Source organism: Peribacillus sp. Bi96 (assembly GCF_918698115.1).
Lineage (GTDB): Bacteria > Bacillota > Bacilli > Bacillales > DSM-1321 > Peribacillus.
In genome coordinates this window covers 1-26,872 of record NZ_CAKKLV010000016.1, presented here as the reverse complement: position 1 = coordinate 26,872, position 26,872 = coordinate 1, and the positions used below count along the sequence as shown (strand labels likewise).

General features: G+C 41.2%; 27 protein-coding genes. 18 read left to right on the top strand and 9 right to left on the bottom strand.

Translation table 11 applies throughout. The features are described 5' to 3' along the window. The first annotated feature begins 67 nt into the window (after positions 1–67). Both LQ203_RS18245 and LQ203_RS18240 read left to right on the top strand, forming a co-directional pair. Positions 68–1,927: a S8 family peptidase gene (locus tag LQ203_RS18245; protein WP_230159973.1), complete on the top strand. Its 1,860-nt coding sequence runs from the start codon at positions 68–70 to the stop codon at positions 1,925–1,927. Between the two features lie 70 nt (positions 1,928–1,997). Next, entirely contained in the window at positions 1,998–2,456 is a 459-nt protein-coding gene (locus LQ203_RS18240; protein WP_230159971.1) for a hypothetical protein, read from the top strand. Positions 2,457–2,981: 525 nt separating this feature from the next. Here the strand turns inward: LQ203_RS18240 and LQ203_RS18235 are convergent. The 4 genes from LQ203_RS18235 to LQ203_RS18220 form a co-directional block, all read right to left on the bottom strand. Next, the gene (locus LQ203_RS18235) at positions 2,982–3,374 is read right to left on the bottom strand and encodes a thiol-disulfide oxidoreductase DCC family protein (protein WP_230159969.1); all 393 of its coding nucleotides are present in this window, start codon (positions 3,372–3,374) and stop codon (positions 2,982–2,984) included. A gap of 277 nt (positions 3,375–3,651) precedes the next feature. After that, positions 3,652–4,866, bottom strand: a complete 1,215-nt coding sequence (locus LQ203_RS18230) for a Ger(x)C family spore germination protein (protein WP_230159967.1) — start codon at positions 4,864–4,866, stop codon at positions 3,652–3,654. Further along, the gene (locus tag LQ203_RS18225) at positions 4,850–5,953 is read right to left on the bottom strand and encodes a spore germination protein (RefSeq protein ID WP_230159965.1); all 1,104 of its coding nucleotides are present in this window, start codon (positions 5,951–5,953) and stop codon (positions 4,850–4,852) included. The genes LQ203_RS18230 and LQ203_RS18225 overlap by 17 nt, the downstream gene beginning before the upstream one ends. Positions 5,954–5,979: 26 nt before the next feature. Next, positions 5,980–7,548 (bottom strand): spore germination protein, encoded by a 1,569-nt coding sequence (locus tag LQ203_RS18220; RefSeq protein ID WP_230159963.1) that lies wholly within the window; start codon positions 7,546–7,548, stop codon positions 5,980–5,982. Between the two features lie 358 nt (positions 7,549–7,906). On the opposite strand from LQ203_RS18220, the gene LQ203_RS18215 reads away from it, so the two are divergent. Beyond that, positions 7,907–8,425 (top strand): histidine phosphatase family protein, encoded by a 519-nt coding sequence (locus tag LQ203_RS18215; RefSeq protein WP_230159961.1) that lies wholly within the window; start codon positions 7,907–7,909, stop codon positions 8,423–8,425. A gap of 124 nt (positions 8,426–8,549) precedes the next feature. Here the strand turns inward: LQ203_RS18215 and LQ203_RS18210 are convergent, their stop codons facing one another. Beyond that, positions 8,550–9,392 (bottom strand): alpha/beta hydrolase, encoded by an 843-nt coding sequence (locus LQ203_RS18210; RefSeq protein ID WP_230159959.1) that lies wholly within the window; start codon positions 9,390–9,392, stop codon positions 8,550–8,552. Positions 9,393–10,091: 699 nt separating this feature from the next. On the opposite strand from LQ203_RS18210, the gene LQ203_RS18205 reads away from it, so the two are divergent. Beyond that, the gene (locus LQ203_RS18205; RefSeq protein ID WP_230159957.1) at positions 10,092–10,469 is read left to right on the top strand and encodes a M15 family metallopeptidase; all 378 of its coding nucleotides are present in this window, start codon (positions 10,092–10,094) and stop codon (positions 10,467–10,469) included. Positions 10,470–10,520: 51 nt separating this feature from the next. Next, positions 10,521–11,015 (top strand): peptidoglycan-binding protein, encoded by a 495-nt coding sequence (locus LQ203_RS18200; RefSeq protein WP_230160191.1) that lies wholly within the window; start codon positions 10,521–10,523, stop codon positions 11,013–11,015. Positions 11,016–11,253: 238 nt separating this feature from the next. Here the strand turns inward: LQ203_RS18200 and LQ203_RS18195 are convergent, their stop codons facing one another. Beyond that, entirely contained in the window at positions 11,254–11,775 is a 522-nt protein-coding gene (locus LQ203_RS18195; protein ID WP_230159955.1) for a GNAT family N-acetyltransferase, read from the bottom strand. Between the two features lie 148 nt (positions 11,776–11,923). Here LQ203_RS18195 and LQ203_RS18190 point away from each other — a divergent pair, with 148 nt between their 5' ends. The 11 genes from LQ203_RS18190 (at position 11,924) to LQ203_RS18140 (ending at position 23,506) form a co-directional block, all read left to right on the top strand. After that, the gene (locus LQ203_RS18190; protein WP_230159953.1) at positions 11,924–13,405 is read left to right on the top strand and encodes a sigma 54-interacting transcriptional regulator; all 1,482 of its coding nucleotides are present in this window, start codon (positions 11,924–11,926) and stop codon (positions 13,403–13,405) included. A 266-nt stretch (positions 13,406–13,671) separates the two neighbouring features. Further along, the gene (ablA, locus tag LQ203_RS18185; RefSeq protein WP_230160189.1) at positions 13,672–15,108 is read left to right on the top strand and encodes a lysine 2,3-aminomutase; all 1,437 of its coding nucleotides are present in this window, start codon (positions 13,672–13,674) and stop codon (positions 15,106–15,108) included. Positions 15,109–15,110: 2 nt separating this feature from the next. Beyond that, positions 15,111–15,377, top strand: a complete 267-nt coding sequence (locus tag LQ203_RS18180) for a YokU family protein (protein WP_230159951.1) — start codon at positions 15,111–15,113, stop codon at positions 15,375–15,377. A 66-nt stretch (positions 15,378–15,443) separates the two neighbouring features. Then, positions 15,444–16,307 (top strand): putative beta-lysine N-acetyltransferase, encoded by an 864-nt coding sequence (gene ablB, locus LQ203_RS18175; protein ID WP_230159949.1) that lies wholly within the window; start codon positions 15,444–15,446, stop codon positions 16,305–16,307. A gap of 13 nt (positions 16,308–16,320) precedes the next feature. Further along, a complete protein-coding gene (locus LQ203_RS18170; protein ID WP_061464616.1) occupies positions 16,321–16,551 on the top strand; it encodes a ferredoxin in 231 nt (76 codons plus the stop codon). Positions 16,552–16,621: 70 nt separating this feature from the next. Beyond that, the gene (locus tag LQ203_RS18165; protein WP_230159948.1) at positions 16,622–17,989 is read left to right on the top strand and encodes an aspartate aminotransferase family protein; all 1,368 of its coding nucleotides are present in this window, start codon (positions 16,622–16,624) and stop codon (positions 17,987–17,989) included. A 10-nt stretch (positions 17,990–17,999) separates the two neighbouring features. Further along, entirely contained in the window at positions 18,000–18,698 is a 699-nt protein-coding gene (locus LQ203_RS18160) for a CoA transferase subunit A (protein ID WP_290370613.1), read from the top strand. After that, positions 18,683–19,345: a 3-oxoacid CoA-transferase subunit B gene (locus LQ203_RS18155; RefSeq protein WP_230159946.1), complete on the top strand. Its 663-nt coding sequence runs from the start codon at positions 18,683–18,685 to the stop codon at positions 19,343–19,345. The genes LQ203_RS18160 and LQ203_RS18155 overlap by 16 nt, the downstream gene beginning before the upstream one ends. A 19-nt stretch (positions 19,346–19,364) precedes the next feature. Beyond that, the gene (locus LQ203_RS18150) at positions 19,365–20,546 is read left to right on the top strand and encodes a thiolase family protein (RefSeq protein WP_230159944.1); all 1,182 of its coding nucleotides are present in this window, start codon (positions 19,365–19,367) and stop codon (positions 20,544–20,546) included. A gap of 11 nt (positions 20,547–20,557) precedes the next feature. Continuing rightward, positions 20,558–21,883 carry a peptidase gene (locus LQ203_RS18145; protein WP_230159943.1) on the top strand — a complete coding sequence of 442 codons (1,326 nt, stop codon included), beginning with the start codon at positions 20,558–20,560 and terminating at the stop codon, positions 21,881–21,883. 165 nt (positions 21,884–22,048) lie between these two features. Next, positions 22,049–23,506 carry an amino acid permease gene (locus LQ203_RS18140; RefSeq protein WP_230160186.1) on the top strand — a complete coding sequence of 486 codons (1,458 nt, stop codon included), beginning with the start codon at positions 22,049–22,051 and terminating at the stop codon, positions 23,504–23,506. A gap of 193 nt (positions 23,507–23,699) precedes the next feature. Here LQ203_RS18140 and LQ203_RS18135 read toward each other — a convergent pair whose 3' ends face one another. Then, the gene (locus LQ203_RS18135) at positions 23,700–24,644 is read right to left on the bottom strand and encodes an SDR family NAD(P)-dependent oxidoreductase (protein ID WP_230159941.1); all 945 of its coding nucleotides are present in this window, start codon (positions 24,642–24,644) and stop codon (positions 23,700–23,702) included. Positions 24,645–24,720: 76 nt separating this feature from the next. Beyond that, positions 24,721–25,236 (bottom strand): TetR/AcrR family transcriptional regulator, encoded by a 516-nt coding sequence (locus tag LQ203_RS18130; RefSeq protein ID WP_230159939.1) that lies wholly within the window; start codon positions 25,234–25,236, stop codon positions 24,721–24,723. A 183-nt stretch (positions 25,237–25,419) separates the two neighbouring features. On the opposite strand from LQ203_RS18130, the gene LQ203_RS18125 reads away from it, so the two are divergent. Further along, a complete protein-coding gene (locus LQ203_RS18125) occupies positions 25,420–26,061 on the top strand; it encodes a hypothetical protein (protein WP_230159937.1) in 642 nt (213 codons plus the stop codon). A 49-nt stretch (positions 26,062–26,110) separates the two neighbouring features. Here LQ203_RS18125 and LQ203_RS18120 read toward each other — a convergent pair whose 3' ends face one another. Next, on the bottom strand, positions 26,111–26,386 hold the full coding sequence (locus tag LQ203_RS18120) for a hypothetical protein (protein ID WP_230159935.1): 276 nt from the start codon (positions 26,384–26,386) through the stop codon (positions 26,111–26,113). 36 nt (positions 26,387–26,422) lie between these two features. Here LQ203_RS18120 and LQ203_RS18115 point away from each other — a divergent pair, with 36 nt between their 5' ends. After that, on the top strand, positions 26,423–26,623 hold the full coding sequence (locus LQ203_RS18115) for a His/Gly/Thr/Pro-type tRNA ligase C-terminal domain-containing protein (RefSeq protein ID WP_230159931.1): 201 nt from the start codon (positions 26,423–26,425) through the stop codon (positions 26,621–26,623). Positions 26,624–26,872 lie beyond the last annotated feature (249 nt).

Below are 26,872 nucleotides of genomic sequence, written 5' to 3'. Positions count from 1 at the left end.
AAATATATCCAGTGTTGCTTTTGATATACAATATTTAAATAAAAAATTTGAACTGGAGATGTGTTAGTTGAAAAAAATCATTTCATTTATTGCGGTTTTTATCTTAATATTTTCATTTTTTGCACAGCCGCGTGTAAGTAAAGCAAAGAATCAAAGCGAAAAGAACTATTTAGTAGAGTTTAATAAAAAATTGGATACTAAATTAATTGAAAAAGAGGGAGGGAAAATCAAAGGGAAATACAAGCATTTTAAGACTGCAAAAGCATCATTAACAGCTGATGAATTATATAAAATAAAGAAAAATCCAAATGTAAAACTGATTGAAGAGGATGTAACAGTACAATCTACTCCTTTAAATGGAGAAACATATCTTGAAAATGGATATAGTTGGGGAACAAAACGAATTAATGCTGATAAAGCTCATGAAAATGGTATAACTGGAAAAGGCATTAAACTTGCAATTTTAGACACCGGGATTTCTAATCAATCTGGGATAGTAATAGAAAAGCAAGCTTCATTTATAGATAGTGAAGAAGATGTTATAGATTTAAACGGTCATGGAACAGCAGTATCTAGTATAATTGCAACTTCATATGAAAATTCTGGATTCCACGGAGTAGCTCCAGATGTTAAATTGTATGTTGGGAAAGTACTTGATCAAAATGGTACAGGACAATATAGTGATATAATTGAAGGAATTGAGTGGGCAATTGAAGAAGATATCAATATTATAAACATGAGCTTCGGTGGTATTAAAGAATCTGAAATATTGAAAAATGTAATTGATAAAGCTTATGATCAAGGAGTCTTAATGATTTCTTCAGTTGGAAATGAGGGGACTGAAAAAGTTACTTATCCGGCTGCCTATGATAATGTAATTGGTGTTGGAGCCTCAGACTTCTATAATCAAATGAGTTCACTGTCTAATTATAGCGATCAATTAGAATTGGTTGCCCCGGGAGTAAATATCCAAACTTTAGATTTAAATGGCGATCATATAACAGCAAGTGGTACTTCTATAGCTGCCTCATATGTTTCAGGAGCTGCAGCCCTTCTTTGGTCACAAAATGTAAACCTTGATAATAAAGAAATGCGCACAAAATTAAAAGACTACGCTACAACACTAGAAAATCAAAAAAAATATAATTTGGTAAATGTTGATCCTTCTATCTCTCAATATGTAGAACCGTACAATCCAGATAACATCCAAACAGATTCGAAACAAGATGAATTAACCGAAGAAGAATTGGCATTTCTAACTGAAGCTGGTTGGTCAGAAGAAGCTATTGATGGAACAACTAATGAAGAATTGAAAGAGTTTATATCTGAAGGAGCAATGAATCCTGACTATTCTGAAACTACTTATACATTTGTGCCGGAAGATGAAATTAGTGGGGATGTACAAGCTCAAAATTTAAAGAATGGTGGAAGTATTACTCTAAAAGTAAGTGCGTCTTATCTTGGAATTAAGAATAGTAATGAAAAACAGTTTAAAATAAATGGTAGTTATAATTGGAATAGCATGCCAAAAAATCGGTACGTGGATCTTTTTGCTCTAGCCTGGACTGATAACGCTTGGTATAAATCTACAAGTAAATTATCTCATACTTATTATGGTGCAATTCCTATTACTGAATCTGTTACTGTTTTTAAACCTTCTTTAAAAGCGGGTATGTCTTGGAAAGTAGATCTACGTGCTGGATCACATGATGATATAGGGAAATTCACTCAATATATTTATCTACCTAAATCTGCTTCAAGTAAAAACAATGGACCTTTACAAGCAACAGTAGAATATTCTCATGCTTTCACAACGATAACTCCATCTATTGGTGGTGGCTCAGGAGGTTTTTCATACGGAATTTCTACAGGAACGGGTAAAGACTACGCGGACAATCCTCCTATAAGCAGTGTGAAAAGTTACTAAATAAAGAGTTAGAGTAACAAAAAAGAGAGAATAAAACAAGTAATGTTCAACATTTGGAAGGGGGTATCTTGTGCGAAAGTTCATTATTGGTATTGTGATTGTTTCATTAATAATATTTGCCTATTACTACTACATTGCTCAAATTGATAAAAAGAACAATAAACTCGATCTTAACGTCGAACAATCCCTGGAACATCAATTGACAACAAAAGACTATGAGAGTTTTACTTATAAAATTACAAATAATACTAATGAAAACTTTAATTTGCTATTTGTTACAGGTAATGAAATAGACGTAGAATTCAAAACATTAACGAATAGTCCAATTAAAGAGGGTAATATCATTACTGTTGAATCTGAGCCGACTAAAAAACATACAAAAGAATTTAATAGAGGAGACACATGGGAGTATACTATAAGAATTAATTCGAAGTTGCTTTCAAAAGGAGACTATCAATTAACTGCTCAATTTATTCCAAGTAATGCTAGTACTCTTAATAAAATTGAGCAAATAATAACTCACCCTTAACGAATATATAAACACACTTAATAAATATTGTTCTTTAATGTTTTAACCACATTCGTTAAGGTAATGAACCTTAACGGAAATTCAAGCATTAAAAAAGGTAATTCAGCTGAATTACCTTTTTTACGTTATAGAAAGCTTATAAAGAGATAATCTAAGCCAAAACGAAAGCAGAAAATTAAATACCTTTTTCATCTGTGTTTACATTCCTAGCTTAATATGGCAGTTAGGGGCTTCGAACTTCATTGTTTACTTCCCGATAAGAGAGCGAATAACGTGTATTTAGATTAATATCCGGGTTTTCATTGGCAACTGCCATTAATTTTATCTGTTCCTTAGCTTCTAAATGGTATTAGTTAATTGGTCATTACGTTCAACATTACCCAAAACTTCTGTAGATGTTCGATTAGCCATTATTAAATCTTTATTGATCCTCCAAGTGAATCTTAAGTTTTTGATTTTCTTCCCCAAGTGCGAACTATTTCTCCACGGTTTTTAATTAAATCATCATTGGTTTACAAAGCCTATTTATAAAAAGCGCTTTCGAACACTTGGCGATGGCAGCATACAGCTTTCTTCTTTCTTGCCGAACCATTTGTAACGGTTCTTGGCAATGAAGTCATAAACGCTGTTCCGGATGAAGCTTGGAACGATGATGAAGCCGTAAAACAATTTCCATGCCCCTTGTAAACGGCGGCAAATCCTCAAGGCTGCAGACGATTTATAGTAGGCCTTATCCTTTTTGATCAGCACCATACTATCTATATCTGCAGGAACATCGTACTTCTTCAGCAACTCTTGACCCGCCTCACTTTGAAGCGAAGCGTAATGAAAAAGCCCTTTCGGATCGCGCTTTATAATGAACTGGACACTCGAATCACAAAAGTTACATTCACCATCGAATAAAATGACCGGATTCATGAACATTCCTCCTATAGAGAGACGTTTATCATACTCATGCTTCTATCATACACTACCCGTTTTGGTAAGGCGAAAACGTGTCTCAAGTAATTGCTCGGAGATGGGTATAGAAGGGCCAGAAATCCTTTGGAACGAATATACACTTTTTACAGACTTAGAATCAATTAGGTCCAATTAAAGAAGATGTTTAGACATTTAGACATTATGTAGTCTGTTTGAACATCTTCTTTTGATCTTTTCATTTTTAGAAGGTCCAATCGTAATTAAGCTTGATGTCTCACTTCTTTGATCCTCCTGATGTTCCATAATCATTAATGGTTAATTTTACATTGTAGTTGATCGGAGTTTCACTAAAGGTTTGGTCCCAATCCTTTTTGACCTTCTTCCATACTTTAGGATTCTCAATTCGCAATCGATTTCCGAAGCCAGCAACGTCGACTTTGTATTCTTTTTGCATTTTTTCTAATACATTCCTCACCAAGCGTTTCACTTCTTTTTCAGATGATTTTTCTGCTTTTTTGAGAAATTCATTTTTAAAAGTATTTCCCGAAAGCACCCAATTTTCTGAAAGCCTTCCCACTGATTCAATGTTTACATCAAAAGAGATGTTGTTTCCTTTAACTCGAGGTATAATTCTGCTTTTCATGGTCTCTATCTCATACACAATCAGCTGACCGGTTTCTTTATAAAAGCTTTTCACTACACCGCCTTTCCCTTTACCTGTTATCCATGTTACGCCCTCCAGTTCTTCCTCATTCAAAAAACCAGTCATTTTGTGTGTCTTTCCATCGATCACGGCAGCTCCGGCAAATTTGACTTGCCCATTCGCTGATAGTACATTTTGCAACAGAAAACTAGATCCTGATTTGATCTTGCTTTCTACTTTAATATGCGACATGGGAGGCAAAATCCTCGTTGATCGATATGCATTTTCTACAATGCCAGCCAGACGAAACGCTGGAATTTCTCCTGCTTTCTTTGTTTCCAATGTCTTGCTTGCTCTTCCTTTACTGATGAGAACAAGACAGCTTGGTCTAACCTCACTTTCTCGAAAATTTTGATCAAGTAATTGTTCCAACTTATACGATTTTGCAAGACTTTCACTGATAACAACCACTTTCATATGGTGAGCGGTTACGGGTTGTTCACTTCTCAATGATATTTCACGAACCATTTGGTGGAAGGAATCTCCAGATTCGGAAACGTTAACATAAGATTTTTGTTGTGGTCCTGCTTGTTTCGTCGTTGAACTCGCTACCAGTGGAGTGATAAATTGATAGGTTGCAGTAATCAGGTTTCTTTTTGAATAACCCCCCCCTTGTTCGTTTAACTTTTTCTCGATGGAGGACTGCTTGCCTTTATCGAATGCCAAACCTATACCTAGACTTTGCTCTTCAATTTCATGACTGCTCCAACATCCTGTAAGGGATAAGAACAAAAAAACGGAGAGGGAAATGAAGAGGGGCCGTATCTTGCTATGTGTTTGTTTCATATTTTCCTCCCTTTATTCTTGAGATGATAAGCAGGAGAAGCGGGAGTAAACCAAATAAAAACAAGGCCATATTGCCGACGAAATCTCCTTGTTTAAATAGGTCATTGATATTTCTCGGTATCATGGCAATGATGTATAAAATCGGAAGTAAGCCAAACATGAATGGGTGAATGCTCTTTTTCGAAAGTTGAGCTAGCCCTAATGCAGCTGCATAGTAGGTTATGGTAAATGTGGCGAATATTTGCATAATCCAAACCACGAGCAATAAAGATTCAAACCGTTCAAAGATCAAGCCGGAGATTTCAAAACTTCGTATAAGATCAAGTGTCGGCCATGTTCTCATGACCACTCCATCAACAGATAATGCCCCGATAACCATTACGACCGTTATCACGTAAAAAATCAATGGAATGGAAACTCCAACAATCAGGGCTTTTACTGCTTTTTTTGGCTGATTCATAAACGGAAGAAGCAGTAACATGATTTCAGGCCCTGAAAAAGCCAGAGCCGTTGTTTTTACTCCTTTTAGTACAGGGATGATTCCTTCTCCTAATACCGGTCGCAGATTATCGATCTCAAATATTTTAATACTCATAAAGGTGACTACTAAAAAAAGGATAACTGTCAAAGGTAATATAATTTCAAAAAGACGGGCAATCGGGTTAATGCCGCCGATGATGAGATAAAGACTTACCCACATGAAAATCATAATAATTGCCCATGTAGGGGTACCTTCCAGAAGTAAATACTTTATTACTTCCGCCATTGCTCGGAGCTGAAATCCTGAAGTTGTAAGAAAATAACATATTACAACTAAACTGAGCAACCTCCCCACCCATTTTCCTACAATATCATTGATGTATTGATAAAAGGTCTTTTCTGGAAATTGTTGGCTTAATTTAACCATGATCACCCCCGCGATTATGGCGATAGCCCCGCCTAAAATAACACTTATCCATACATCTGGTGTATGTACCTTCTCCGTAGATGATCTGGGGAGGGTGAGTAATCCTGTGCCGAGTATAAAGTTGATGACAATGACAGCTGCTTGAGGAGTTGTAATTTTGTCTTTCGGACTGAGAATCATTCTTTAACCACCCTTTCACCGATAGGTTATCCTTTACGTATGGGGTTTTTTGTATGCATCATCTTTGGACGGCGTTTCATCATCATAAGCGGCATGCGAACCATCAGGTCTTTCCATTCACTTAAGCGATAAGGAACGGCTGGACTTAAAAAAGGTACACCAAAGCTTTTTAATTTCACTAAATGGCTGGCCATGAAAAGAAAAAAGAGAATGACCCCGTATAATCCAAATGTGGCAGCACATAGCATTGCGGGAAAACGAAGAATCCGTATTGTAAACCCAGCACTATATTGCGGAATGGAAAATGATGAAATAGCGGTTAACGCTACTACAATGACCAAAACAGGGCTAACGATCCCGGCCTGTACAGCAGCTTCCCCGATGATTAAACCGCCGACGATTCCCATTGCTGGACCGATTGGCTTAGGTAAGCGCAGTCCTGCTTCCCTCAAAATTTCGATGGATATTTCCATGAATAATGCTTCGATAAGTGCCGGAAACGGAACCCCGGACCTGGTTCCTATAATGGAGATGGCCAGTTTGGTCGGAATCATCCCTGAATGAAATGAGATAAAAGCTATATACAAAGACGGGGTAAAAAGAGCTAGAATAGCTGCGAGGTAACGAAGCATTCGTATGAATGTGCCAGGAATCCACCTTTCATAATAATCTTCTGGTGATTGCAACATCATGCTTAAGGTAACCGGAGCGATCAAAGCAAAGGGCGTACCATCTAATAAGATGGCCACTCGACCTTCCATCAAAGCAGCGATCACGCGATCCGGACGCTCTGTATTCTGTACCTGCGGAAAAGGGCTAAGGTAATTATCCTCGATAAGTTGCTCTACATAACCTGATTCAGGCACACTATCCATATCGATTTTCTTAATTCGGTTTTCTACCTCTTGAACTAATTCGGGATCAACAATATCTTTTATGTAAGCGACAACCAAGTCTTTTTTTGAACGCTTTCCTACTTGGAATTTTACTAATGATAAATTCTCAATTTCACCACTACCCCTTAAAAAGGATGTATTATCACTCAATGATTCAGTGAAACCGACCCGTGGGCCTCTGACTAATGCCTCTGATACCGGCTCTTCAATTGTCCTTGTTTTAAGTTTTGTAGTTCCAAGGATTAACGCATTCAATGATCCATCCATTATAAGAGCGGTAGAGCCTGTTAGTACTTTTGATGTAAACTCTTTAATGGAACGAACTTCCTCCACTTCACTAATGGATAACACTTCATTTTTTATAAACTCTTTTGAAATGCCTCCTTTGAGGTAAGGAAGGTCCTGTTTATATTCTGCTGAAAAATCAACCATCAATGATGGCATAATATGCTTATCAATGAGGTCTTTATCCGATAGTCCGTCCACAAAAATGATAATGGACCTTATACCTGTACGCCCTAAATTAAATTCCCGAAAATGCACATCCCAATTATGGCCAATTTCTTGCTTGACCATTTCAAGATTTAAAATGAAATTATCTGTAAACTGACCCGTTGTATCTTGGGAGGTAGTTGCTTCTAGTTTGTCATTATTAGTAACTTTCCCTTTTTTACCAATCTTTGATATCCACTCTTTCATTATCTTCACTCATCCTTTGAGGTACGTAGCAAAATAAACAATTTGCTGATTAGAAACGGAATAAAAAACGCAATAAAAGCTTGTATAAAAACCTGCCATTCTGGAAGGTAGGAAACAATCGTTTTCCACATTTTCATCACCCTATACTTGTTTCAGATAGCAGATAAAATCTGTAAAATTCCTTTATTTCTCAAATAGTATTAATATCTTCTGCGTTTCTTATGCAATGAAGTTAAAAGCAATATTTAATGCAGGATTTTAATTGGTAACAAATACTCGGTTTTTATTCTTTTAAAGGTTTTATTAAAGTTGAATAGAATTACTAATTTGGATAAATAAACAAAATTGAGGTGTTATCATGCAGATACTATTAATTCGACATGGTGAGTCAGAAGACGATTTTCTAGAAGAAAATTACGAAGGAACTACAGATTTACCACTAACTAGTAAGGGAGTTGAACAAGTAGAAAAAATGTGCAGACGTGTATTAGAAGAGTTTCCACCAGAATTCATATGGTCAAGTACCTTGCTTCGGGCTAGTAAAACTGCCGAAACTTTATCGAATACTATCAAATGTCCAGTAACATTCTTAGATGAGTTGCGAGAGATGCAAGATTTGGAGAGTAAATTTGATTTTACATTACGAGCTCAAAATGTACTTTCCTATATTAGAGAAAACAGTGCAAACTATAAAAGAATTGCTGTTGTATCCCATGGGGGGATGATTACAAAACTAATTGAAAGTTTTCTTCAATTTCCACACGAAATTAATGATGTGTGGTTCAATTCTAATAATACAGGTATACATCTTCTTGAGTATACCGAACATCCATATAAACTTATTAGATTTTTAAACAGTACCACGCATTTGAATTAACCAATGAAGTAAAGGAAGCCCCATTTCTCGTTTGTAACTCTGAGAAAGGGGGCTTTTATTAGGGTTATTCATCTTCCAAATTGCAGCCGTCTTACATAATGGCTAAATTTTTCGACTGATTCTTTTATTGCGAACTAAGCTTTATAACTGAATCTATAATTTCGTCCCAGTCTTCACTATGAATCTCATGCCCTGATCCATCAAGAGTAACTAATTCAGCATGAGGGATGGCTTTCGCAAGAGCAAGACCGTGCTCGTATGGCAGGGCTGGATCTTCTGTACCATGAATAATGAGGACAGGTACGCTGATCTCATCCATTCTATCGTAATATACGTCTCCTCCTTGCAGCATGGCATGATTAAACCTGCTCGGTAGCTGTTTGGCACGGTCCGCCTCTCTTTTTGCCAGTTTATATATTCTTTCCTGCTCATAATGTTTGGAACCGGCTAAAGTTTTCCATCCATCCGCAAGATAGGGAATGACCGCCTCCCGATTTGACCAATCTAAGGAAGCACTTTTCGCATGGTAATCCAGTATGCTCTGGTCCATCGGAGGCAGTTTTTCCATCACAGTCCCGAACACACTTGATGCAATTAGCGTAAGCGTAAATACGCGTTCCGGATATCTCAAGGCAAGTATCTGGCCGATCAAACCGCCTAGGGACATTCCAACGATATGAGCCTGCTCTATGGAATAAGCGTCAAGGACACCCGCGGCATCGTCAGCCATGTCCGTTATTGTATAGTTGGAAGTTCCGGGCATATAAACGGTCGATCGCCCCAGGTCCCGATGATCATACCGAATGACAAACCTCCCCTGATCAGCGAGGCGAAGACAGAATTCCTCATCCCACCAGTCTAATGAAGACATCGCTCCCATGATCAAAAGCACAGCAGGGTCCTTAGAGTCTCCAAAACTTTCTGTACATATATCCACTTTATTTATTTTCAGTATCTGTTCACTCATGTTATTTACCTCCGTATTAAATATTATCTAATGCGCAGATCAATAAATTTTTTCCGGAGCATGATGGGCCTGCCCCTTTAATTATCGTAGTCTAACCCACTTAATAATCATGACGAGGCCTCCTTTTATATTTGTAAAATGGAAAATATCCCAATACTTATTACTGTAACATGTGGAAATACCTTGTACCACCAAAATTTTCCACATTATACTGATATTCAACTATTCATTTTCTATGCGAGTGCCTATAAAACAAGACATTATGAAAAATTCTCCTTCTTTTATAAAAAAATTTCTAAAAACGCCTTTTTTAACATGCCCGTATAGTCCATAGCGAACGAAATAAGACCACAATAAGTGGTCTGAGTTTGTAGACAAAAGGGGTTCCAGCTAAATTTTAAAAAAAGTTTATTGGAACGGAAGGTACGAGACTCCTGCTTAGAAAAGCGCGTCCAAGGGAGACCCCGCGGAAAGCTAGTGCCTGGAGTGGGAACGCAACGGTCAAATGTTAAAAACCTAAAAAAAACTGTAGACAAACTTAATTATTATCGAGTTTATCTACAGTCTAAGACCACAACAAGTGGTCTCTTTTATTTGTTCAAATATCAACAATAATGTGAAAGCTTTTCCATGCATGCTACTTTTCCGATAAAAAAGCTTATATAAAGTCTGAAAGGGAACTTAAAAGGAGGGATTAGGGTGACAGTGGCATTACGAACATTATTGAATCGATCAGTGAAAAAGATGGGCAAAGGGATGGATCAAGTGGTGAAGGAATCAGCATTAGAAATGGTGGAACGTGCTTATAATGAAGGGATTTATGTACAGATAAGTGCGGGTCATCGCTCTTTTGAAGAACAAGCTGTGCTTTATGGTCAAGGACGAGTTTATAGCTACAATGGAAAAGATTATAGTAATCTAGCTAAACCTAAAGTGACAAACGCAAAGCCAGGCCAATCTTATCATAATTTTGGACTCGCTATTGATTTTTTTCTTGTGAGTGATGATGGGAAGAACGCAATATGGACAATGAATGCAAAGTGGCAGCGTGTGGCTGCTATAGGCAAAGAGTTATGATTTAACTGGGGAGGGGATTGGACTTCATTCAAGGATTATCCTCACTTGGAGATGACGGGCGGGTTATCCCTTACACAGTTACAGGCAGGGAAAGACCCTCAACTTACCTTTAACCTCGAAGATACTGAACTATCAAAGACCAGCAAAGGAGATGGCCATATAATTTTTATTCAAAAAGCGTTAAATAGCCGGTATAAAGCGGCACTTGCTGTGGATGGGGTTAATGGTCCTAAAACTCGATCGGCCCTTATAAAAGGTTTGCAAACGGAACTAAATAAGCAATTCAATAAAAAGCTTGCTGTTGATGGAAAATGGGGACCCAAAACGAAGGCGGCGATCGTCACCTTAAAAAAAGGCGCCACCTGCAATATCACATGGATCCTGCAAGCAGCGCTATATATGGAAGGATTTAACCCCGGACCCCATGACGCAAAATTCGGGGGAAATACCGAGGCGGCATTATTTAATTTCCAAAGAGCAAGAAAGATTTCTGCAGATAAAAAAGCAGGTAAACAAACATGGAATGAATGGTTTGCTAGAAAATGAGAACAATAACATCAAATGTGAAACGTGAATGTTCGCGGATTGGCATCTTAGCCGACCTACACCGAAAAGAATTCGACCCACACCAAGATAATTCGACCTACGCCCAGAATATTTAGACTTTCCCGGGAAATAATTCACCTAAACCCGGCATAATTCGACCTACCTCGGAATATTCCGTCTACACCGAGAGTATTTATCATACCCCAATTAATCCGTACCATGATCCAATTAATTCGACCTAAACAATTTCCAAGCGCCAATCATTGCATCGCATAAAGCTTCCTCGAGGGTATTCGAATTCACATTCAGAGAGGAGTGTGAATTCTAGCTTGCGGCAAATTGCATTGGAAGCAGGATTAGTGATGGAAGGGAATGCGTGAATATATTTGTATTTTCGTTCGGCTTTGATTTTGGCTATGAGAGCCTTCACGGCAACGGATGCGATTCCTTTCCCCTGATAGGAAGTGAGGACACTCCAGCCGATTTCGTATACATTTTCATTATTCCGTACGGTTTGCCAGTAGCCAACGGAACCAACTGTTTCTGCCTCTGGAAATAGGATGATGCTATACATACATCCCTTATCCTCAAGCTGAAGATATCGTTGATGGCGTTTCAGAATTTGTTCTTTACTTTCTGGACCACCTAGATGCTCCATCATTTCTGGGATATTTAGTTGAAAAAGTAAATCAAGGTCCTTATCATTCCAAGGTTTAATTTCTATCCTGGTTTCTTTCGTTCGTTTTGAAATCCCAATCACCCCTTTCGTTTCATTTTTTCTATTTAAACTTTCTTTGAAGATAGTGGATTTACCTTTATTTTTAGGCAAATTTTGGTTTTTAAATTATTCAAGATAAAGAGATGAATAGTTCCCATTAAATGCTATAATTTACAGGTGATTCTATCAAATGGCAGAGAACGGAGATGAAGAAATGAAATCTTCAGTAAATCAGTTTTCCACTCAATTTGAATGGATATTGAATGTGATCAATGTGGGTGTCCATATCGTGAATAAAGATGGGGATACCGTATTCTACAATGAAATGATGGCACATATCGACGGGCTTGATCGGGAGCAGGTGTTGGGTGAGAATATCTTTTTGCTTTATCCTTCATTGACTGATGAATCCAGTACGCTGCATGTAGCCTTGGATAAAGGCATCGAAACGATTGAGTCCATTCAAACGTATGTCAATTTAAAAGAGAAAAAAATAACTTCCATCAATAGTACGTATCCGTTATACGAGGACGGTGAAATTATTGGGGCAGTGGAAATCGCAAAGGATATTACCAAGGTCATGAACATGTATGATCAAATTGTTGATTTGCGTTCCCAGCTGGTTGAGACCCATAAGAAAAATAAGTTCTTTGAAGGGACGGCGACCTATCATTTTAGTGATTTAATCGGTAGCAGCCCGGCTTTTCAGCAAGCGGTTTCATTGGCGAAAAAAGCGGCTCGTACACATTCACCGGTGATGATTTATGGACCGACGGGGACAGGAAAAGAACTGGTCGCTCAAAGTATACATAATGTAAGTGCTCAGCGAAATCAACCATTCATTGCGCAAAATTGTGCGGCTGTTCCAAAGGAATTGATGGAGGGACTGCTGTTTGGCACGACAAAAGGGGCTTTTACCGGAGCGATGGACCGGCAGGGTATTTTTGAACAGGCAAATGGCGGTACATTGTTTCTTGATGAATTGAATAGCCTTGACCTTGGCCTGCAGGCAAAATTGCTGCGAGTGCTGCAAGAAGGTGAGGTACGCCGTGTTGGAGGATCGAAGGAGCAAAAAATTAATGTAAAAATCATTGCTGCGATGAACATCTCTCCAGACGAGGCGTTAGAGCGTGGAATCATTCGCTCGGATTTATTTTTTCGTTTGAATGTCGTGACGATCCAAATGCCCTCTCTCTTGGAGCGTAAAACGGATATACCGGAAATCGTCGATCACTTTATTCGGAAATTTAACAAATCATTCTTTTCAGAAGTACGCGGAGTCAGCCAAAAGGCAATGCAACGGCTTCTTCAATATTCTTGGCCTGGAAACATTCGTGAACTGGGACATGCCATCGAGTTGGCATTTAACGTCATGGATGCGGGGGAGGATATGATTGATGAGCATCATCTTCCTGCTTATCTCTTCCCTTCAGGAAAATATTCTGCCTCAAGTGCGCAGAGCCCCCAACCTCCATTAAAGAATAAGATTGATTTACCGGTCGTTCTTGAAGAGATGGAAAGGGAAATGATCATCAATATGTTTGAGAAATATAACGGGAATATCAGCAAAACAGCTGAGGCCCTCAATATTAAAAGACAGGGATTACAATATAAGTTAAACAAGTACGGTATTGAAAAAGTTTATGCGGCAGGATCAAAGGAATCAAAATGAATGGAAAGCGCCATCATCAACTAAATAAGGAGGTACTTGAAGAGGGCTCTCGTGTATAGAGACCCTCTTTTTTCAATGATTAGCCTGGCGCAAAGAATCTGGCTGCAAAATATTAGGCATAACGAAAAATTTCTTGCGTTTTTATTTAGTGAAAATCTCTTTTTCCTTTGTTTTCCCTAGTTGAGGATGTTGGCATCATTCTTGCGAGTAGATATATATAAGTTCTTAAGAATATTGGGGGGGAATTATTAATGAATTTGATGGGAATGGATGTAAAACATAAAGAATATCTTGGTGGACGCAGACATTATAATGAGATCGAACTGTGGAAGGATGTAAAGGAAGAGCAGTGGAATGATTGGATTTGGCAGTTGACCAATACGATTAAAACATTGGATGATCTGAAAAAAGTCGTCAACTTGACACCGGATGAAGAGGAAGGGGTCCGTATTTCGACCCAAACGATTCCATTGAACATTACGCCATACTATGCATCTTTGATGAATCCCGATGATCCTCGCTGTCCGATTCGTTTACAGTCGGTACCGCTTTCGGCAGAAATGAATAAGACCAGATATGATTTGGAAGATCCACTGCATGAGGATGAGGATTCACCTGTTCCAGGCTTGACGCATCGTTATCCGGATCGCGTGCTTTTCCTTGTAACGAACCAATGCTCGATGTACTGCCGCTATTGTACGCGCCGCCGTTTCTCAGGTCAGGTTGGCATGGGCGTTCCAAAGAAGCAGCTGGACGGGGCGATTGAATATATCCGGAATACTCCGGAAGTGAGGGACGTGCTGATCTCTGGAGGAGACGGCCTGTTGATCAATGATAAGATTCTCGAATACGTATTGAGTAACTTACGTGCCATCCCGCATGTGGAAATCATTCGGATCGGCACACGTGCACCAGTCGTTTTCCCGCAGCGGATTACAGAGAATTTATGTAATATTCTGAAAAAATACCATCCAATTTGGTTAAATACGCATTTCAATCATTCACTTGAATTGACGGATGAAGCGAAAAAAGCATGTGATATGTTGTCGATGGCCGGCGTCCCGCTTGGTAATCAGGCTGTCATCCTAGCTGGTATCAACGATAGTGTCCATATCATGAAAAAGCTTATGCATGACTGTGTTAAAGCAAGGGTAAGACCTTATTACATTTATCAATGTGATTTATCTGAAGGAATCGGCCATTTCCGGGCCCCGGTTTCAAAAGGATTGGAAATCATTGAAGCGCTGCGCGGCCATACATCAGGATATGCGGTGCCAACCTTTGTGGTGGATGCTCCTGGCGGAGGCGGGAAGATTGCGTTGACTCCGAATTACCTTCTTTCGCAAAGTCCGGATAAAGTCGTTTTACGGAACTTTGAAGGTGTCATCACTAGTTATCCAGAGCCGAAGAATTATGTTGCCGGCAGTGCAGATGCTTACTTTGATGAAGTGTATGGTACTGAGGACAGGAAAGAAGCCGTCGGTATTTCCGCTCTCATGACGGACGAGAAATTCAACTTAGTGCCAGAGGGCCTTCGTCGTCTTGACAAGAGAAAAGCATATGAAAGCACTGATGAACATGCTTCCTTGAAGGATCGCCGTGATAAAAGGGATGAAATGAAGGAAAAATTAAGGTTATCCCAAGAAAAAAAGAACGCCATGGTCGCAAGTGGCTCGGTGAAAACTGAAGGCAAGGAGGAATAAAGATGGATTGCTTGTGGTGTAATGCGCCTAACGTTGAAGAAAGCGAAATGAAGGATTGCTACTGGATCATGCCTGATGGGAAACGCTCCATAAAAGTCCTTCAAGTTCCAGCAGTGAATTGTCCGGAATGTGGAATCTATGTGTCTGATTCGATGAATCAAAAGGTGGATGAATCCTTATCCATATATGATGTGAGTGAATATCCTGATGAGTTTACGTATGATCAGCTTCTTCAGGCGCCTGTTAAGCAAATATTCAATTGGAAATAGAATGCCGGGAGAAGCAGATGTTATGCATCTCTTCTCCCGAATTCATTAAATAAGGGGGGGGACATGATGCCTGTTCAAAAGCTGCCTTTTTTCACCCAAATGGAATCTGGGGATTGTTATACGATGGAACTGTATCATGATCATGCCAATCAGCGTTTACGTTTGGATGATTATCGGGGGAATTTCAAAAAAGCTGTGACTCATGCGCTTGCCATCGCACATGAGCAGGGCTTTACAAAAGTGATACTTAAAGCACGACAGGAAGATTTATCTGCTGCATTGGCTCACGGATTCATGCTGGAAGGAATAATGAGCAGATATTTCAAAGGGAATGATGCCTATTGCATGGCCTTCTATTTAACGGATGAAAGGCGAACAAGCGACTTTTGGGTGAAGGAAGATAAAATCATCCAAGATGTAAGTAGGGTTCCTAGACTGATGGAAAATCAGCAAATACCTGAGAATTATACACTACGGTTCGCTACGGATGAAGATGCACACGAGCTGGCAATTTTATATAGTACTATTTTTGAAACCTATCCTACACCGATGAATGATGAGCGATATATCAAAAAAGTGATGGAAGAAGGTACGATCTTCAGTGTTATCGAATATGAAGGAACCATCGTAAGCGCTGCATCCGCGGAAGTGAATGAAATGTATCATAACGCTGAATTAACAGACTGTGCAACACTTCCCAATCATCGTAAGCATGGTTTCATGAAAGTGCTCATCTCCGCATTGGAACAAGAGCTGATCAGGAAAAATATTTATTGTTCGTATTCATTGGCACGATCTTTGTCAATGGGCATGAACGCCGTTTTTCACCAGCTTGGTTATGAATACGGAGGCAGATTAACGAAAAATTGCAATATTTGGGATAAGTATGAGGACATGAATATTTGGGGTAAAGATTTATCTTTCAAGTAGGAGGATTTTTTCTATGGCTAAATACACATGGGTTGATAAGGAAACCTGTATTGCGTGCGGGGCATGCGGTTCAACAGGTCCTGAAATTTATGATTATGACGATCAAGGGATCGCTTTCGTCATCCTGGACGATAATCAGGGGATTGCCGAAGTTCCTGAAATCCTGCATGATGACATGCAAGATGCTATGGAAGGCTGCCCTACAGAATCGATCCTGATTCAGGATGAACCTTTTAGTTGGTAAACTGGTTTTGGAAATTAATTGATTAATAGAATAATGCACAGTGGGTACGAACGTTAAAAGGAGAGATGACATGACACGCAATTATTTGATTAAGCCTACTTTAGATCATGACTATCCCACTATCTCTCATGGGAATGGAATTTATCTTTATGATATAGATGGAAAGCAGTATATAGACGGTTCATCAGGAGCGGTCACAGCGAGTATTGGCCATGGTGTATCAGAGGTTGTCGAGGCAATGACGGAGCAGGCCCGCAAAGTTTCTTTTGCCTATCGCTCTCATTTTACGAGTGAAGCCGCAGAGGCATTGGCCAAAAAGCTAAGTGAGTTGGCTCCCGGGGATTTGAATTGGTCATTTTTCGTGAATAGCGGATCGGAAGCGACCGAAACGGCGATGAAAATCGCGATTCAACATTGGCAAGAAAAAGGATATGAGCGAAAAAATCGTATCATCTCCAGATGGACGAGTTATCACGGGATTACGATGGGCGCTTTATCGATGTCCGGTCATGTGCCAAGAAGAAAGCGTTTTGTTCCGCTATTGGAGGATTTCCCTAGCATATCAGCTCCCTACTGCTATCGCTGTCCTTATAATAATGAAACTTCCGGATGCAAGCTTCAGTGTGCAAATGAACTGGAGACAGCCATTCAAAGGGTCGGCTCCGAGAATATCGCCGCCTTCATCGCAGAGCCTATAATCGGGGCATCCGCTGGTGCTGTAACACCGCGGGATGGCTACTATCAAAGGATTAAAGAAATCTGCGAAAACTATGATATTCTCTTTATCGCCGATGAGGTCATGACGGGAATCGGACGGACAGGAAAAATGTTCGCGATGGAACACTGGGGAGTCACTCCGGATATCATCGCATTGGGTAAAGGCATGAGCGCAGGCTATACGCCAATGGCAGCCACAATGGTTACTGACCGTGTCATGGAGCCCATTATAAAAGGCTCGAAATCAATCATGGCTGGACACACATATAGTGCAAACCCTCTATCTGCTGCCGTTTCATTGGAAGTGCTTTCCTACATTGAGGGAAATGAACTAGTTCAGGCTGCGGAAGAGAGAGGTCAATATCTGTTTAAGAAGCTGCAAGCGTTGGCTGGAAAATTCGATATCATTGGTGATGTAAGAGGGAAAGGACTTCTCCTTGGACTTGAGTTTGTCTCCAATCGGCTAACGAAAAAGCCGTTCGACTTGCAAATCGGCCTGACTACAAGGCTTGTCAATAAGGCTTTTGCGAAGGGGTTGTTGATCTATCCTGCTGCAGGTGCGATTGAAGGAATTGCTGGTGATGCGGTTATCTTATCTCCGCCATTGGTCATTACGAATGAAGAAATCGATTGTCTCGTCAAGATACTGGAAGCTTCCCTTGAAGAGTTGCAGCATGAACTGCACGCGGAAGGTTTGATTGAGGACATGCAGGCTATTTAGGAGGAACGGTATGAAGCAGGCCATTACGAAGAAAAACAAAATTGTGACCATGGAAGAAGCATTGGAGCATATTTCCGATGGATGCACGCTCATGTATGGTGGATTTGGCGGCGTGGGAACTCCTCCCACGCTCGTACAGGGTATCCTTGCCAAGGGCGTTAAGGAACTGACATTGATTGGCAATGACACTGGATTCCCTGATATCGGCATTGGTCGGCTTGTCACTGCTGAAAGGGCAAAGAAAGTCATCGCCTCACATATCGGATCCAATCCTAATGCCGGCAGGCTCATGACTGAAGGGAAGCTGCAGGTGGAATTTTCACCGCAAGGTACATTAGCTGAACGGATTCGTGCCGGCGGTGTAGGCTTGGGCGGGATTTTTGTCGATGTCGGGATTGGCACGATAGCCGAAGACGGCAAGGACAAAATGGTAATCGACGGAAAAGAATTTTTGGTGGAAACCGCTTTGACCTCTGAAGTGAGCATCGTTTATGCCAAAAAGGCAGATTCGTTGGGGAATTTAGTGTATGACAAGACTGCATGTAACTTCAATCCGCTGGTGGCGATGGCTGGAGCCTTCACGATTGCGGAAGTGGAAGAAATCGTTCCTGCGGGAGAATTGGATCCGGAATGTATTGCCACACCAGGCATTTATGTAGATATGGTGATTCCGACAAAAGGGGTGAATTGGAAATGGGCATGGCAGTAGATGTACGAAATCGCATCGCGAAACGCGCTGCCAAGGAAATCCATGATGGATTGATCGTCAATTTAGGCATCGGCATCCCTACCTTGGTGGCCGACCATATACCACAAGATATCCATGTGCTGTTCCATGCGGAAAATGGAGTTCTCGGTACAGGTCCAAGTCCAGATCCGGGGAAAGAAGATCCTGCCCTCTGTAACGCAGGGGGTTTCCCGATCACCACTGTAATGGGAGCTTCATACTTTGACAGTGCAACTGCATTTGGGATGATCCGGAAAGGATATATCGATATTACGATACTTGGTGCCTTGGAGGTTAGTGAAAAGGGAGATCTTGCGAATTGGATCGTCCCAGGTAAGCGGGTTCCTGGGATGGGCGGAGCGATGGAGCTTGCCCAGAAAGCCAAAAAGGTGATCGTCTTGATGAATCATGTGAATAAGCAGGGTGAATCGAAGATATTGAAGACATGCACCCTTCCATTGACGGCAAGGCAGAGTGTGGATGTAATCATTACGGATATGGCTGTCATGGAAGTTACCGAAGAAGGATTGGTGCTGAAAGAAGTCATGGCGCCATATACCGTGGATGATGTGCTAAGGAATACGGAGGCAACGTTGAAAATCCATGCTGCTGTCAACACCATTGAATAGGTAAGAGGAGGAAAAAAGCATGAATGAGGTTGTCATCGTTGCTGGAGCGCGAACTGCAGTTGGATCCTTTGGAAAATCACTCCGGAATGTTAAAGCTACCGAATTGGGCCGTCAAGTATTGGAAGGTTTAATGGAGAATTCAGGGTTAGGTAAAGAAAAGGTCAATGAAGTGATTTTCGGACATGGCTATGTCCAAGGAGGCGGACTTAACTCGGCCCGAATTTCGTCGCAGATGGCATGTTTCCCACACAGTGTCCCAGGCCACGTTGTAATCAAAGCATGTGGATCAGGTTTAAAGGCTATTACCAACGCTGCTTTAACGATCGCTGCTGGTCAAGAAGACGTAATCATTGCCGGCGGAGTGGAGAGCATGAGCAATGTGCCTTATATCGTGAAAAATAGATGGGGCGGTAAATTTGGAAACGTAACGATGGAGGATGCTCTGCTGGCAGATGGATTAATATGTTCCTTGGGTAATGAGCATATGGGAATAACTGCCGAGCGCTTGGCTGAAAAATACGGTATCCATCGTGAAGATCAGGATCAATTTGCTTATCAAAGCCACAGGAAGGCTTGGAAAGCTATAGTAGAGGGTCGCTTTGATAGAGAAATTATTTCGCTTAAAATCAAGGATCGAAAAGGACTTCAAATCTTCAACCATGACGAAGGGGTACGCGAGGACATTCATCTCGATCAACTAGCCAGTCTTCCAGCAGTATTCAAAAATGAAGGAACCATTACGGCAGGAAATGCCTGTCCTATGAATGATGGAGCTGCAGCTGTACTATTAATGTCCAAGCAGCAAGTAGAAGAAAAGGGATTAAAACCGCTCTTGAAAATAAAGGCTTTCGCCAGTGCAGGAGTTGAACCTGGAGTTATGGGGATTGGACCCGTACCAGCGACTCGAAAGGCATTGGCAAAAGCAGGTCTATCGTTAGAGGATATCGGACTGTTTGAACTTAATGAGGCCTTTGCTGCCCAAGCACTTGCAGTGATCAAGGAGTTAGATTTGAATCCGGATATTGTCAATGTCAATGGAGGGGCAATTGCACTAGGTCACCCTGTAGGAGCAACAGGTGCAAAATTGACAGTCACACTGATGCATGAAATGTTGCGTTCACAAGTTAAGTACGGAATGGTAACGTTGTGTATGGCAGGGGGAATGGGACTTTCAGTAATCTATGAGAATATGTGTAATTAAGGAGGATTAATGTGCCGGATATAAAAAAACGGATTAACCAATGGATCAAGGATCATCGGGAAGAAGGAACAGACCTGTTACAAAGAATGGTACAAGCCCCGAGTACGCAAGGAAATGAAGCAGGGGCGCAAGCCATCGTCGCCGAAAAACTGAAGGAAATGGATTTGCAGATTGATAGCTGGGAACCTGATGGGGGAGAGCTGAAAAAGCATGACTATTTCTATTCTCCGCGAAATGACTTTTCCAACAGTCCCAATGTGGTGGGAATCATGAAAGGAACTGGAGGCGGCCGTTCGATTATCTTGAACGGACACATCGATGTGGTTCCGGATGGAGATCGTGATCAGTGGGATGACGATCCATATAGTGGGACAATAAAGAATGGGAAAATGTTTGGACGCGGCGTAACTGATATGAAAGGGGGCAATGTATCCCTGATTCTTGCCATGCAGGCATTGAAGGAAAATGGCATCCGTTTAAAAGGAGATGTCATTTTTCAAAGTGTGATTGAAGAAGAAAGCGGCGGGGCAGGAACATTAGCAGCCGTCCTTAGGGGATATAAAGCCGATGCTGCCCTTATCCCTGAACCGACGAATATGAGGATTTTCCCGAAACAGCAGGGTTCCATGTGGTTCCGGATCCATGTTAAAGGGCGGTCAGCGCATGGCGGAACTAGGTATGAAGGCGTTAGTGCGATTGAAAAAAGCATGACCGTGATCAATCACATTCGAACTTTGGAAGAAAAGCGAAATGCACGTATCAGTGATCCGCTTTATCAGAACACGCCTATTCCGATCCCAATCAATCTAGGTGTCATTGAAGGTGGTAATTGGCCATCATCCGTTCCCGACCTTGTAAAGATCGAAGGGAGGATGGGCGTTGCACCGGAGGAGACGATGGAGCAGGCGAAGAATGAAATGGCGGACTGGTTATTGCAGCTGAAAGAAAGGGACGAATGGTTCAAGGAACATCCGCCCGAATTGGAATGGTTTGGGGCACGCTGGGTTCCAGGGGCAATTGATGCAGAGCATGAATTGATGAATGCGCTCATCAATCAATACCGGCAAGTGGAAGGGCGAGACCCGGTCATTGAAGCCTCTCCATGGGGAACGGATGGGGGATTGCTGACACATGTCGGTGAAACGCCTGCCATCGTTTTCGGGCCTGGAGTAACCGAGGTTGCCCACTATCCAAATGAATACATCTTACTGGACAATGTGTTCTCGACAGCAGAGATCATTGCCCTGACTTTAATTCAATGGTGTGGAATGGAAACTGAACAGGACGAGCCATATTCAGATAATAAAAGACTGACGATACCGAATGATGCGGGTTAATCCTTATGTCCGGTAATGATTTTCCTTAGTTGAAATATAGTCTTCCGCAATGCGATTGTGGAAGACTATTCATCTCTATTGACCTCTGCTCTGGTAAGACAAATATCTTTTACTATTTCCTGAACTTTTAACTTTAAAAGAAAATGAGGTAGGAACCATATGGACATGAATCTCATTAATAATCAAGAACCGACAGTTAAAAGGAAACTGAAAGCCAGGCATATGACCATGATTGCCATTGGGGGTTCAATCGGTACTGGATTATTTCTGGCAAGCGGGGCAACCATCCAAAGTGCTGGACCCGGTGGTGCCCTAGCTGCATATGCCTGTATTGGAATCATGGTTTATTTTCTTATGACGAGCTTAGGGGAAATGGCGACGTACATGCCTGTATCGGGATCATTTTCTACCTACGCCACACGCTTTGTAGATCCCGCATTCGGATTTGCACTTGGCTGGAATTATTGGTTTAACTGGGCAGTCACCCTCGCCGTGGAAATAGCTGCAGCTGCCATCATCATGAAATTCTGGTTCCCGGATGTGCCAAGCCTAATATGGAGCGCATTATTTCTTGGAATCGTTTTTATCCTCAATGCTTTATCCATTAAAAGCTATGGTGAATCAGAATACTGGTTTGCTTTAATAAAAGTCGTAGCCATCATTTTCTTTATCATTATTGGATTATTGACGATTTTAGGGGTGTTTGGCGGAAAGGTGATTGGATTTGAAAACTTCACAATGGGGGAGGCACCATTCAAGGGAGGATTTTTATCGATCATCAGTATCTTTCTAATAGCGGGATTTTCTTTTCAAGGCACGGAACTGGTTGGAATTGCTGCCGGGGAAAGTGAGAATCCAGAAAAAAATGTTCCGAATGCGATCCGCCAAGTATTTTGGCGCATCCTCTTGTTTTACATCGGGGCCATCCTGATACTCGGCCTCTTGATTCCATATACAAGTCCAAGTTTGCTGAACGGGGATGTCGAAAACATTTCTGTAAGCCCTTTCACGCTCGTTTTTGAGCGGGCTGGGTTTGCATTCGCGGCATCCGTCATGAATGCGGTGGTGTTGACTTCCTTACTATCCGCAGGAAACTCGGGGCTTTATGCATCAACGCGGATGTTATGGTCGATGGCGAAGGATAAACAAGCTCCCAAATTCCTGGCGAAAGTCAACCGCAGGGGGATCCCGATGAATGCCTTGATTCTCACGGCATTAATTGGCGGGCTAGCCTTCTTGACCTCCATTTTTGGGGACCACGTATTCACATGGCTATTGAACGCATCAGGGCTAACCGGCTTTATCGCCTGGATTGGAATTGCCATAAGCCATTATCGCTTTAGACGGGCCTATGTCGCACAGGGCGGTGACTTGAACGAATTGAAATATAAAGCAAAATGGTTTCCATTCGGTCCGATTCTTTCATTCGTCCTTTGCATGGGTGTCATTGCAGGGCAGAATTATGAAGCATTCATAAAGGGAAGCATTGACTGGTATGGCGTCGCTGTCTCCTATATCGGGTTACCGTTATTCCTGGCGATATGGCTAGGATACAAGGTGTATCATAAGACCAAATTAATCTCATTGAAAGATTGTCAATTTGATAAATCAGATGTAGCTTGATATGAAGGACAAAAAACCTGAGATTCCCTATTGGGCTCAGGTTTTTTTATGGAGATTTTTATGGAAATTCAGTTATATCTCCGAAAATAGGAATATATCGGCGAAAATCCAGTTATATCTGCGAAAGTAAGAATATATCGACGAAAATCGCAATTATATCTCCGAAAATAAGAATATATCGACGAAGCGACAATTATCTCATTAAAAGTCGCAGTGTTTCTTCCAGCCCTTCTTTGTATGGCGTTTTAGGAATGGGGCCGATGCGGTTTTCATATTTTTCTCCATTCAGGATGAATCCTTCTTTGGTTAAATACATGATTTCCACTACTTCTTTCATGAAAGGGTTGAACAAGCCGAGTATCTGTATGATGTTTTTAGTAAGTGGAAGGACCATCTTTTTTTGTCCCGTTACCTGACGGGCAATTTGGATGATTTCGTTTCCGGAAATCAGACCAGGGCCAGGGATGTTCCAATTCTCTCCATAGGAGTCGTCTTTTTCTGCTATTTCCACGATCATTTTTGCGGCATCCGGTAAGTAGACATATTCTCTTGGTGTTTTTAAGTCCCCGATAAAGACGGTCGTTTTATTCGCAGCGAGCCCATCCAAGGTAGGCTGAAGGTAGGAGTTCTGTGAGGTGGCACCATAATAGTCGGGCAGCCTGACTATCAATGCTTTGGCATTTTCCCATTTTTGGCTGAAAATGAGCTTCTCGAATTCCACTCTGATTTCCCCTTTTTTTGTATGTGGCTGTTTTGGATGGCTTTCATCTCCTTTCGCCACTTGATGCCCATAGACATATATCCCATCCACAATGACAATCTTTTTACCTAAAATGTCGGCTGCTTTCATTACACTTTCCCCAAGTGAAAGGAGTTTCAAAGCCATCTCTTGATAGGGAACGTTGGCACATTGGAAAATGGCTTCCGCATCTTCGGCAGCCTCGACAATGGCTTTGTAATCAAAGATGTCACCCATTCTGCATGATAATTGTTGCGAATGACCATGCTGTTTCATTAATTGCTCAAGCTTACTCTTTGAACGCCCGAAAGCGATGACTTCTTTTCCCCTGGATAACAATTCCGATACAATGACTTGGCCTGATCCACCGGTTGCTCCTAATACAATAGCTTTCTTCATATCTTTCATCCTCTTTTTATTTATTGATCAATCACTAAATAAATGTCTAAAATAAGAAACCGATGAAAATCGGTCCTTACCTGCCCCCGCCATCTATAAGCTCTGGCATATTGATGAAGTGGGAAATATTACAGAGTATCCCCCTTGCCAGGAAGGTGGACACTTGTTCCTCGGCATTCGGAATTTCAGCAGATTGAAATTTTTCCAGTGTGTGATTTCTAATGCTTGCTAATCCTAATCGAGTAGAGTTTCTAATTGCGTCTTCCGTTACTGAAAGTCCTATGAGCTGCAGCGCAATTTCATTGGGATTGGACTCAGTCAATTCTTCATATATCTTGATCATATCGTTAACAAGGTCTTCTGGTTCTGCTTCAATTTCAAAAGCTTGCAGGATCCTTTCATATGCTCGATCGAGAGCGGCTACGAATAGCTCCTCTTTAGTTTTAAAGAATTTAAACACATATGGCTGGGATATGCCGGCTTTTTCTGCAATTAAGGCGGTCGTTGTATTGTAATAGCCTTTATCTGCAAAAACCTCCAAACCAGCTTCCAGAATGTCATCTTTTCGATTCTCTTTTTTTGGTCTGGCCATCTGTATCCTCCATACTTTAATTAATTAGTGATTAATCAATCACTAATTAATTAACATAATATCGCAGCATGGTAATTTTTGCAATAGAGTATTTAAATCATTTTTTTGCAGCTGAATAATTGGGGAAGGTGTGCAATACTATTATCTATGTACGATAATATTATGGATGAAAGGAAACTGATGATGCAAACCTCAAGACTCATTTCGAAAGAGGCGTTTCGCGGTTCTGGAATTGGAGTCATTTTCATGGCTTTCTTCGGTACGCTGTGGGCAGGTATCGGTGTAATGGGATTGCAGGGGTGGGGGTTTCCTTACGTGGAGCTCGCTGCCATATTCGTAGGAATCATAATGGTTATAGGCGGCATTTCATTAATTCATGCATCACAAAAAATGTCCAATCAAGTTTCAGAAAATGGGGCTAGGCGTTTGAAGCGAATCGGATTCTGGTTTAATATGGTCTTCATTGCCGAAGCATTGCTGATTGGGGCAGCCATTGCCATCTGTAACATGATCGATCAGACCGATCTAATACCGGGTGTCATCGCCATTATTGTAGGGATTCATTTTTTACCTTTGGCGTCACTTTTCCAAATCAGGATTTACTATGCAACAGGAGTGCTTCTCTGTTTATTGGCACTTGTCACATTGTTTATTGTGCCAGCGACTGTCATGTTTGGGGAGCACCAAATCATTGCACCGTTATCCATACTCGGCTTTGGATGCGCGCTAATTCTGTGGACCACTGGACTTTCGTTATGGCTTAGCGTAAAGAATTCTAAGGGATTGTTTGTAAGTCATATACACGATGAAGATCATCAATGCTAAATCACATGAGGACCACATACAAAAAAACCCGTCATCGCGGACGGGTTTTTTAATTTTTCATCCAGGTTAATAACCTGACAATTTGAAATGGTTCATTCCAAACCAGAATGAAACTTAAAAGGAAGAATACAGCCACGGCCAAAAATTTCGTCTTGCCTTTTTCATTTTTATACATGGCCCCGAAACTGCAAACCATACCCATAAGTAACGCACCGATTCCTGAGATCATAAGCAGCCCGGAGGCTTTGGGTAATGCAAGTGAGCAGCAAAATGATAGTGTGCCAATCATGGCAAATAGGATAGACCAATTGCTTAAACTTTTCATAGCGACTCCTTTTTACTAATTATACCAGTTTCATGGGTGCTAGAGATAGTATTAAATAATGAAAAATGTCCTCCGGTCGTCATTCATCGTGTCCCATACATGCTGGTCCTTGGAGATAAAGAAGAGAAAGAAAATGAAGTGAATGTCCGGAAATACGGGGAACAAGAAGTTAAAAATGTCACAATAGAAACGTTTATCAAGAAGATGGTCCAGCAAATAAAAGAACGCAGCATCTAACTAGAAAGCAGCTTAATGGGGACTCACGAGTAAAGGCCCATTGGATTAGGTTTGGATAAAAAAAGACAGCCGGATAAATCGGCTGTCTTTTTTCTATCTACAAACCCATACCCAGCCAACGCCCTGAACGAAATGCTGAAAACAGTTACCGCCATGACCGCCGCCACCATGACCGCCGCCACCATGACCGCCGCCACCATGACCTCCGCCACCTTGACTGCCTCCAACTTGACCGCTACCCATATGACC